This is a genomic window from Granulicella sp. L46 (assembly GCF_009765785.1).
Classification (GTDB): Bacteria; Acidobacteriota; Terriglobia; order Terriglobales; family Acidobacteriaceae; genus Granulicella.
In genome coordinates this window covers 22,800-32,094 of the sequence record NZ_LMUT01000009.1, presented here as the reverse complement: position 1 = coordinate 32,094, position 9,295 = coordinate 22,800, and the positions used below count along the sequence as shown (strand labels likewise).

The 9,295-nt window shown below is 59.5% G+C and carries 10 protein-coding genes; 4 read left to right on the top strand and 6 right to left on the bottom strand.

The annotated features are described in order from the left end of the window. The 3 genes from GSQ80_RS06795 to GSQ80_RS06785 form a co-directional block, all read right to left on the bottom strand. Positions 1-503: hypothetical protein (locus tag GSQ80_RS06795; RefSeq protein ID WP_158786910.1), on the bottom strand; the 503-nt coding region annotated here is incomplete at its 3' end. A gap of 101 nt (positions 504-604) precedes the next feature. Beyond that, positions 605-1,480, bottom strand: a complete 876-nt coding sequence (locus tag GSQ80_RS06790) for a glutamate--tRNA ligase family protein (RefSeq protein WP_158786909.1) — start codon at positions 1,478-1,480, stop codon at positions 605-607. 166 nt (positions 1,481-1,646) lie between these two features. Beyond that, complete coding sequence (locus GSQ80_RS06785) at positions 1,647-2,831, bottom strand: acyltransferase (protein WP_158786908.1); 1,185 nt, start codon at positions 2,829-2,831, stop codon at positions 1,647-1,649. A gap of 60 nt (positions 2,832-2,891) precedes the next feature. Here GSQ80_RS06785 and GSQ80_RS06780 point away from each other — a divergent pair, with 60 nt between their 5' ends. Beyond that, complete coding sequence (locus GSQ80_RS06780; RefSeq protein WP_158786907.1) at positions 2,892-4,127, top strand: acyltransferase; 1,236 nt, start codon at positions 2,892-2,894, stop codon at positions 4,125-4,127. Between the two features lie 16 nt (positions 4,128-4,143). Here GSQ80_RS06780 and GSQ80_RS06775 read toward each other — a convergent pair whose 3' ends face one another. Then, positions 4,144-5,466: a DNA polymerase gene (locus GSQ80_RS06775; RefSeq protein WP_158786906.1), complete on the bottom strand. Its 1,323-nt coding sequence runs from the start codon at positions 5,464-5,466 to the stop codon at positions 4,144-4,146. 75 nt (positions 5,467-5,541) lie between these two features. Here GSQ80_RS06775 and GSQ80_RS06770 point away from each other — a divergent pair, with 75 nt between their 5' ends. Further along, positions 5,542-6,081 (top strand): hypothetical protein, encoded by a 540-nt coding sequence (locus GSQ80_RS06770; protein ID WP_216850168.1) that lies wholly within the window; start codon positions 5,542-5,544, stop codon positions 6,079-6,081. Positions 6,082-6,091: 10 nt separating this feature from the next. On the opposite strand, the gene GSQ80_RS06765 is transcribed toward GSQ80_RS06770, so the two are convergent. After that, a complete protein-coding gene (locus tag GSQ80_RS06765; protein WP_158786904.1) occupies positions 6,092-6,526 on the bottom strand; it encodes a carboxypeptidase-like regulatory domain-containing protein in 435 nt (144 codons plus the stop codon). Continuing rightward, complete coding sequence (locus GSQ80_RS06760) at positions 6,519-6,719, bottom strand: hypothetical protein (RefSeq protein WP_158786903.1); 201 nt, start codon at positions 6,717-6,719, stop codon at positions 6,519-6,521. The genes GSQ80_RS06765 and GSQ80_RS06760 overlap by 8 nt, the downstream gene beginning before the upstream one ends. A 175-nt stretch (positions 6,720-6,894) precedes the next feature. Here GSQ80_RS06760 and GSQ80_RS06755 point away from each other — a divergent pair, with 175 nt between their 5' ends. Together GSQ80_RS06755 and GSQ80_RS06750 are read left to right on the top strand one after the other, a co-directional pair. Next, a complete protein-coding gene (locus GSQ80_RS06755) occupies positions 6,895-8,388 on the top strand; it encodes a M20/M25/M40 family metallo-hydrolase (protein WP_158786902.1) in 1,494 nt (497 codons plus the stop codon). A 19-nt stretch (positions 8,389-8,407) separates the two neighbouring features. Continuing rightward, the gene (locus tag GSQ80_RS06750; protein WP_158786901.1) at positions 8,408-9,250 is read left to right on the top strand and encodes a rhomboid family intramembrane serine protease; all 843 of its coding nucleotides are present in this window, start codon (positions 8,408-8,410) and stop codon (positions 9,248-9,250) included. The last annotated feature ends 45 nt before the right edge of the window (positions 9,251-9,295 follow it).

Below are 9,295 nucleotides of genomic sequence, written 5' to 3'. Positions count from 1 at the left end.
TTCTGGGTTTCGGCGGCCTGCGCCCATGCGGGTGCGCCGGAGAAGTTGTACTGGTAAGTGATGGTGGTGGTGTCGCCGGGCTGACCGCTGCTGGGGGTGCTGGACTGGATGGATGAAACGGAACGATGGCCGTAGCAGAAGTTGCCGTAGCCGGGCTGGTTGGGATCGGGGGTCCAGGCGGCGCGGCCCTGATCGCTGAGGTCGTAGTTGATCTCCTGCTTGGAGATGATGAGGATTCTTTTTTCACTGGTGGTGCGAGTGAGGAGACCTTGGTCGACGAGGGCGGCGTAGGGAGCGGTCTGATCGTCGTTGGACGCGGCTACCTGGGTGGGAAGCTTTTGCGATTCTGACCAGAGGCAGGCGGGGTGCGCGGAGTACCAGGCGTTGATGGCGGATTTGTAGTTGACGGAGGTGTCAGTCGTTTTTTTGCAGCCGACGGCGAAAAGGAGCGCACTGGCGATCAGGGTTGTAGTGCGAATTGTTCTGTGAAACGTGTTGGACATTATGGACAGAGAGATTCTCATTCGCATTGAGATGCAGGGAGGATGAAGCGAGTTGATGCGTGGATTCGGAGGGGATGAGGCAACCCTTTTGGGTGAGGAGGCTAAAACATGGCGAGGATATCGGCGGGGGAGAGGCCGTTGGCGCGGAGAGTGCGGAGGGCGAGGGCGTCATGGCGTTTGGCCAGGCGAAGGCCGTCGCTGTCGCGCATGAGGTCGCAGTGGAAGTAGGTGGGGGTGGAGTAGCCGAGGGCGCGCTGGAGGAGGATCTGGCGGGCGGTGGATTTGAGGAGATCGCGGCCACGGACGACTTCGGTGATGTGGGTGAGGGCGTCGTCGACGACACAGGCGAGCTGGTAACTGGGGAGGCCGATGTCAGAAGGATTGGAGGTGAGGGGCTTGCGCCAGATGAGGAAGTCGCCGAAGTCGGTGGAGGTGGTGAAGGTTTGAGGGCCGGCGTGGAGATCGGTGAAGGAGATGGGAGTGTGGTCGGGAGTGCGGAAGCGGTAGGTCCTGCGCGGACGGCGAGCGTTTGAAAGATCTGCGGCCGGGCCAGAGAGATTTGCGACTGGGCCAGTGGGGCGGCAGCGGTTGTTGTAGAGGAGCTCGTCGTCGGACTCGGCGGCGGGGTCTTCGTGGGGCGCATGGGCGGAGAGGGCGAGATCGCGACGGGAGCAGGAGCAGGGATAGGCGAGGCCAGCGGCGAGGAGTTGGTGGAGGGCGGCGAGGTAGAGGGGCAGGCGGTCGGATTGACGGAGCTCGGCGTCCCAAGTGAGGCCGAGCCAGAGGAGGTCTTCGCGCATGGCGATGGAGAAGTTGGGGCGCGAGCGCTGGGGGTCGAGGTCTTCGTCGCGGAGGTAGAGGGTGCCGTTGGCGGCCCGGGCGCGCTGGTGGGCGATGAAGAAGGTGCGAGCGTGGCCGAGATGAAGAAGGCCAGTGGGGGAGGGAGCGAGACGGCCGGTGTAGGGCGGCGTGGACATGGCGCTAGAACTACTAGAGCATTTTCCTGTTGCTGGGTATACCAAAAATGTCGTGCAGTGATGATTTCATTGGGGAAAACGCCTATAGGAGTCGAATTCCTGTACTAGACCTACAGGAATATTGCTCTATCCCACGAGGTGGAGGCGTGGCGTGGGGAATGGAGGGTCAGGCGACGGTTTTGGGCTGGGGGCGGTAGTCGAAGAAGCGCTTGAGACGGAGGAAGTGCTTCTCGTAGAGGTGGTAGGAGAGGTAGGCGGCGAGGAGGCTGATGAGGAAGATCAGCAGGCCGGTGGCGACGACGACGGCAGCTTTGTTGGGCGTGAAGTGAGTGCTGAAGAAGCGGCGCAAGGGCCCTTCGAGATAGGAGAAGAGGATCAGATGGAGGACGTAGATTCCATAACTGTATTTGCCCAGCCAGCGCATGGGATGAAGTGTGCAGAGGCGCGAGATGAGAGCCGAACCAAGGGAGAGGGCGATGACGCCGACGGAGGCGAGCGCGATGGCGGAGAACTCGAAGGCAAGGAAAATCTGGTAACCGAAGTGAGTATTGAGGAAGGGTCCATAGTTGGACAGATGGACAAGAAGAACCGCGGAGACAGCTCCGGCGAGGAAGATCCAGGCCGCGGCGCCGAGAACGCGATCATGGAGGCGACTGCGGAATAGAAGGGCGAGGGCAGCACCGGCGAGGAGAGAGTCTGAGCGGCAGAGGGTATTGGTTTCGACCATAAAGTAACTGGCGGCGTGCAGGAGAAGGAACGCGCGGAGAATGGGACTGAGGAGCAGGACAGCAGCGCAGAAGACGAGAAGACGGCGACGTGCGCGCAACAGGAAAACGGTGATGGGCCAGACGAGATAGAACTGCTCTTCGACGGCGAGCGACCAAAAATGTGTGAGCGGAAGAGCCGTGGGTCCGTGGTAGTCGCGGATGCGTTGCGCGATGAGGTTGGTGTTCTGGAGATACAGGGCTAGCGAGAAGAGCTCGTTATGGAAGTTGAGGCCGAAGACGAGAGCTGCAAGGGCGAAGACGGCGAGGACTCCGTAATAGAGGGGGAAGATGCGGAGGACGCGGCGGGCGTAGAACTTGCGGAAGAAACCGGGATCGGGTAGCGAGTCGTAGAGGATACCGGTAATAAGGAAGCCAGAGAGGGCGAAGAAGAGATCGACGCCGGTGGCGCCAAAGGCAAAGAAGCTGTGGACATAGTATTCGAAGGCGGAGTGGGGGGTGCCGGGAAAAAGATGAGAGCAGGCAACGCCCAGGACCGCGAAGCCACGGACACCGTCGAGCGCGGGAAGATGGCGCGCGTAGGGGCTTCCCTCCGCTACGCTATGGCCGTTGCTGCTGTTCTGCATTCCTCTCGATGGTAGCAGTAACGAAGGAAGGATGAATTCGCTGAGTGGTGGAAGGATACGATGTCGACAGTTGATAAACTTAGGTCCTTGGGCACCGAAGCCATTTTAATTGCAGGGCGAGAGCGACACGTCGCGCGTGGCCATCTGCTTGCGTTGGATGGCGTGCGGGGACTCGCCATCCTGATGGTGATTGGCTGCCATGCGTTTGAATCCGACTATGAATCCCGGGGATTTGTTTATCGCGTTATTGGGGAATCGCTGCACTACGGAAATACAGGGGTAGACCTATTTTTCGTGTTGTCAGGATTTTTGATAACGGGAATTCTTTTCGATTCGCTGAAAGATGATGGATATTTTCGGAAGTTCTATGCGCGGCGCGCGCTGCGCATTCTTCCGCTGTATTACGGCGTTCTCCTGGTGTGCCTGCTGCTGACCTACCCGCTGCATCTGCACTGGGGCAGCATGGGATGGCTGCTGCTGTTGTATCTGCAGAATCTGAGGCCGGAAGCAATTGCGGAGTTTGCACCGGGGAAGCACCTTGCGCTATATCACTTCTGGTCGCTGGCGGTAGAGGAGCAGTTTTATCTGGTATGGCCCGCAGTGGTTTTCTGGGTTCGAACACGAAGCGGCTTGCTGCGCACGATGCTGATCGGTTCGGCCGGAGCCGTGGTAGTGCGGGTGGCCATGCTGCTGTTAGGAGCCTCGACCGTTGCGATACACGAGACGACGATCTGCCGGGCTGACTCGCTGCTGTTAGGCGGCGTACTCGCGCTGCTGTACCGCTCGCCCGATTGGCAGACGGTGAAGCGATGGGCGCCGTGGGCGTGTATGGCGGCCGTCGCGTCCTATGGAGCGATGAGCAGTTTCTCGAATGCGCACTTCGGTAGAGCTCCCACGAGAAGTCTTCTCTGGTCGGAGGGACTGAGCTATACGGTACTCTCGATTGGGTTTGCTTGTTTGATTGCGTGGTCGCTGATGCCTGGATCGGTGTGCTCGTGGATCTTTCAGCGAGGGTGGTTGCGGTTCCTCGGCAAGTATAGCTATGGGTTATATGTGCTGCATGTGCTGGTGCTGTCGGCGCTGGCGATACCTTTGCGAATGGCGCTGCTGGAAGCTACGCATAACAAGGCGGTCGCGGTGGTAGGCGCCGGGTTGGCGTGCTTTGGGATTTCGATTGTTGCGGCGTATGCCAGCTACCACTTGTACGAGAAGCACTTCCTGAAGCTGAAACACCATTTTGATTATTCGCGCAAGACGCTTAATCATGGCTCGCCGGATGATGCGTTTACACGATAGTGAGAGATGGGCAAGGCTACATGTATTCGTGGCCGTACTGGACGGGGATTTGGGTGAAGGCGATGCGGGTGGGGGCGCTGTCGCGGGCGGGAAGCATGCCGGCGAAGTGCAGCGTGGTGTGGCCGTATTTGAGGTTCAGCTTGTCCATGGTGGCGGAGAGTTGATTGCGGTTGCCGGGCTCTTCGAAGAGCGAGGTCTGCATGTCGGCTTCGGGGATGAGATTGCGCAGGGTGATGCCGACGAAAAAGGGCTTCTGATTCTCGGGGCCGGCGGGGGATTGTTTCCAGCAACCTTGAAGGGCTTCGAGCAGAGAGAGCGTGTCCTGGCAGGGGCGGAAGCGAGCTTCCATGCCCCAGCCGGTTTGGGTGATGCCGCTGAGATGCTTCTTTACTTTTTCTGCGTGCATGGATTGTTCGCGCGAGAGCGAGTACTTGATGGTGACGGCGAGGGAGCCCGAGAAGAATTTTTCCATGCGGAGGCGCATGGCGGCCTTGTGGAGAAGCTTGTGGGCGACGGCCCAGGCGCCTTCGGGGGAGCGGTGCTCGGGGGCGAGGACGTGGGAGTGGCCGAGGGACTTCTGGAGCTCGGAGGGAACGGGTGCGCCGTCGTCGCCGGTGTCGTTGCCTCGGAGCCAGTGGTACATGCGGTCGCCCCAGACAGAGTCGAAGAGGGCGTGCATGGCGGTGCGGTCGAGGGCGAGCAGGTCAGGCATGGTACGAATGCCTTTGGCGTTGAGGCGGACTTCGGTGCGCGCGCCAATGCCCGGGAGATCGCGGAGGGCGAGGTGCGCGATGGAGTTGGGGAGCTGGCTGGGGAGGAGGCCGATGAGGCCGTCGGGCTTCTGCATGTCGCTGGCGATCTTGGCGAGGTAACGATTGGGGGCCATGCCGACGGAGCAGCGGAGGGTCTCGCCGACATCGTCCTTGATGGCCTGCTTGATGGCTAGCGAGATCTGGCGAGCAGCGGGTGGATTGCGTTCGCGGCCGAGGAGTTGGCAGACCATCTCGTCGATGGAGGGAGTGTGGGCTACGGGGCAGACGCGCTCTACAGCGGCGACGATCTTGTGGGAGTACTCGGCATAGGTGGAGTGGTCACCGTTAACGAGGATGATGTCGGGGCAGATGCGTTTGGCTTCGCTGACGCGCGTTCCGGTCTTGATGCCGAGGGCCTTGGCCTCGTAGCTGGCGGCGATGAGGGATGTGGTGTCGGCCATGGTGGGGACGACGCCGGTGGGTTTGTTGCGGTACTCGGGATGGAGCTGCTGTTCTACGGACGCAAAGAAGCTGTTGAGGTCGATGTGTAGGAAGGCGAAGAGCTCGGGTTGAGCGGGGGGGCTCATGGGGTCACTACAAATTATATTCGCCTAAGTTTCGCTTGATGGCGACTACGATGAGGGTGTTGTTGCGAGGTGACAGTGGTTAGACGAAGTCTTAGGCTGGCTTTGGTGGTTGCCATGTTTGGCGCGGTGACTGCGGTGGGGCAATCCGCGGCGGATGGATCGGTCCGCGGAAACGTGTACTCCAACACATACTTCAGGATTTCGCTGACCCTGCCGCCCAATCTTCATGCGGTCGATCTGGGGTCGCTCAACGCGCATGGGGGGAATCATGAGGTTCTACTGTTGGCGGCTCGCGAAGGGAATGCTCCGTCCGGAATTATCCTGTTAGCTGTGAAGCTGAACGTTGCGCCAAATCACGTTTTGGATGAAAAGGATTTTCTGCAAAAAGTTCGGAAGAGCTGGGACTCCGGAGAGGTTCTTGATGGGCAGCAGTTGAGGATTCAGAAGGACGGGCCAACGTTTCATCAGCTCGATTACGAGATCCCCACGGTTGAGTTCGACTCGGCACTTGTTACGCGCGCCGGGGATTACCTGCTGGTCTTCAAATGCAACGCGAAGTCAAAAGAGGCGCTCAAGGTGATGGTCGACGCGGTGATTGCGATGCATCACGAATAGCGTGTTGCTATCAGGTTTGGGGCGTGAGGCCGGTGGCAGAGACCGACGGAGTGTCGAGCGAGGCGGATTTGGCAACGCTGACTTTGAGGACGAAGTAGAACTTGTTCTCATTATCGAAGGAACTGATCTGGCGGGATTTGGAGCGGACGGTGTTGGACTCGGCCCAGAGCTCGTAGTCGGTGTCCTGGGAGAGTTCGCCGAAGCGGAAGTGTCCATCTTCGTCGGCGATGTAGGTTTTGACGCCGTTAGAGCGGGAATTCTTGAGGTAGACGACCGCGCCACCGATGGGGCCACCATCCTTGTTGACGACCTTGCCTTCGACGATGCGCTCACGAGGAACGTTTTTCTGCGCGAGCGCGGCAAGCGGACCCGCGAGCAGGAGAGCGCAGGCTGCGAAGGCGATAAGGGAAAGAAACAGGTTGCGACGGCTGATGGAACTATTCATCCTCTTCATCCGCGGGCAGAGCGTCATCTTCATCATCGTAGCCTTCCTCATCGACTGGAGCTAATTCCAACGGGTCGCTGGAGACGACTTCGAGATCCGTTCCGCATTCATCGCACTGAATGATCTCACCTTCTTCGACATCGTCGACATCGATGTCCAAGGGATTGTCACACTCTGGGCAAACGACTGACATATACGATCTCCTCTGTTGCAGGCACGAAGCCGGTGTTAATTTAGAGCGGTTGAGCTAGTACGATGGAGCTGGCGCCACAATCACCTTTTCTAGTTCTAGCGGTCCAGTGGCGGCTCGTCAACCTTGAGATGCAAGGGGGGGCGAATACGGTGCATCTTGCAAGGCGGAGGCAGGAATGAAGCGGATAGCGGTGGTGTGCGGTCTGTTGGCGGGGATAGCGGCGGGTGTGCATGCGCAGATGCCGGTGGGTGCGACGGGATCGACCACGCTGGCGCCGCTGCGGGTAGATCCGGCGGTGAAGTCGGCGCTGGGGGGAGTTTCCGCGGAGCAGGTGCAGGCCGATATTGCGAAGCTAGTGAGCTTTGGGACGCGCAGCACGCTGTCGAGCATGGACACGGAGTTGCCGCAAGGGCAAGGGATTTTGCCGGCGGCGGATTGGATTACAAGCGAGTTTGAGGCAATCTCGAAGGAGTGTGGCGGCTGCCTGGAGGTGAAGCGGGACGAGTTTGTGCAGCCAGCGTCGACTGATCCGCGAGCCCGGGTTACACGGCCGACGAAGCTGGTGAATGTGTATGCGATTTTGCATGGGACGGGTGGGGACAAGGCACCGTGGGTACTAGTGACGGGGCACTACGATTCGCGGGCGACGGATGTGATGGACGGCAAGCTGACATCGCCGGGGGCGAATGATGATGCGAGCGGCGTGGCCGTGTCGTTGGAATCGGCACGGGCGATGGCGTGGCTGACGAAGGCGGGTGTAAAGCTGCCGGGTACCATGGTGTTTGCGGCGGTGGCGGGAGAAGAGCAGGGGCTGTTTGGGTCTGCGCATTTGGCGAAGCTTGCGAAGTCGGAGGGTTGGCCGCTGAAGGCTGTGCTGAACAACGACATTGTGGGCGGCGACACGACGCCGGGCGAGACGGGGCAGTATAAGGACGTGGTGCGGGTGTTCAGCGAGAGTATTCCTGCAACGGCGACACCGGGAGAGCAGCGGATGACGCTCGGGCTGGGCGCGGAGAATGATTCTCCGTCGAGGGAATTGGCGCGGCAGATTGTCGAGCTGGCGCCGGCGTATTTCAAGCCGGCAACGGAGCGGCCGGCGGCGCTGAAGGGTGGGATGCGGAGCCAGTTGATCCGGCTGGTGCCGCCGTTTCATCCAGTGATGATTCTGCGGCGGGATCGGTATCTGCGCGGTGGAGACCATACGAGCTTCAACGCGGAGGGGTTTCCGGCGGTGCGGTTTACAGAATGGCGGGAGAACTTCGATCATCAGCACCAGACGCTGCGCACGGAGAATGGCGTGGTGTACGGCGACTTGCTGAAGTTTGTGGACTTTGCGTACGTGGCGAAGGTGGCACAGCTGAATGCACTGACGATGGCGAGTCTAGCGGCGGCGCCGAGTGAGCCGCAACATGTGCGGGTTGTGACCAAGGAGTTGGATAATTACAGCAACCTCCAGTGGGACGCTTCGGCGTTTGCGCCGCAGGGAACGACGTACGAGGTGGTTTGGCGGGACACGAATGAGAATCTTTGGACGCACAGCCAGAGTGCGGGTGCGGAGACGCATCTGACGTTGGATGTGAGTAAAGATAATGTGCTGTTTGGTGTGCGTGCGGTGAGCGCGGCAGGAGACAGGTCGCTAGCGGTGCCGCCGGTGCCCGAGCGGAAGTAGATGTTGAGGAAGAGTTTGTATGGCGTTTAGATCTGATAGCCCGATCGCGTTGATGCTTCCACCGTTTCGCGGAGTCACGCGGAAAATTATCCTGACTTGCGTTGTGGTGTACTTTGCCACGGCGGCGCTACGGCTGGTGTCGGAGCAGTTCCAGGGGCTGGCGCTTAATTTTTTCAGGCTGCATGCGGGGGAGGCATTACACCCGCAGATATGGCAGCTGGTGACGTATCCATTTGTGCAGGATGCGTTTTTCAGCGTGGCGTTATCGCTGCTTTCGTTATGGTTCTTTGCGACGCCGCTGGAAGAGGAGCGTGGACCGCGATGGTTGATTGAATTTTTCCTGGTGACGAGCGTGGTTGGCGGGATTATCGCGACGGTGATCAGCCTGGCATTGGGGGATCGGGTTGAGGGGCTGGGAAGAGATGTGGCGGCGGCGGGGATGTGGCCGTTCCTGCTGGCGGTGATGGTGGCGTATGGCAAGCTGCATGCTAATGAGTCGGTAAAGGTAAATTTTCTGTTTTGGATCAAGGCGAAATATCTCGCGGTGATCTATGTGTTGTTTTACCTGGCAATCGAGCTAACGAGTAAAGAGAAATTCGGCGCGCTTGTGGCACTCTGCAATGCGCTCGTGGGGTATGCGTTCGTGGTGTGGGCGCCGCGACGTGGTGTGCGTGTTGGGGTCTCGGAGCGATGGTTTGGGCTTCGCAATTCGTACTATCGCGCAAAGCGGCGGCGCGCAGCGAAGAAGTTCACGGTATACATGCGCAAGCAGGGCAAGGATGTGAGTCTGGATGATGATGGGCGGTATGTTGATCCTGATGGAAAGCCGCGCGATCCGAATGATAAACGGTGGATGAATTAACGATGTAGCATCTTCTGCGGCGTGAATGATGTCCAATGCTTATGG

Excerpts from the sequence above, each read along its gene's own strand:
- GSQ80_RS06790 (WP_158786909.1), bottom strand. The coding sequence starts at position 1,480 with ATGTCCACGCCGCCCTACACCGGCCGTCTCGCTCCCTCCCCCACTGGC.
- GSQ80_RS06785 (WP_158786908.1), bottom strand. The coding sequence starts at position 2,831 with ATGCAGAACAGCAGCAACGGCCATAGCGTAGCGGAGGGAAGCCCCTAC.
- GSQ80_RS06780 (WP_158786907.1), top strand. The coding sequence starts at position 2,892 with ATGTCGACAGTTGATAAACTTAGGTCCTTGGGCACCGAAGCCATTTTA.
- GSQ80_RS06775 (WP_158786906.1), bottom strand. The coding sequence starts at position 5,466 with ATGAGCCCCCCCGCTCAACCCGAGCTCTTCGCCTTCCTACACATCGAC.
- GSQ80_RS06765 (WP_158786904.1), bottom strand. The coding sequence starts at position 6,526 with ATGAATAGTTCCATCAGCCGTCGCAACCTGTTTCTTTCCCTTATCGCC.
- GSQ80_RS06760 (WP_158786903.1), bottom strand. The coding sequence starts at position 6,719 with ATGTCAGTCGTTTGCCCAGAGTGTGACAATCCCTTGGACATCGATGTC.
- GSQ80_RS06755 (WP_158786902.1), top strand. The coding sequence starts at position 6,895 with ATGAAGCGGATAGCGGTGGTGTGCGGTCTGTTGGCGGGGATAGCGGCG.
- GSQ80_RS06750 (WP_158786901.1), top strand. The coding sequence starts at position 8,408 with ATGGCGTTTAGATCTGATAGCCCGATCGCGTTGATGCTTCCACCGTTT.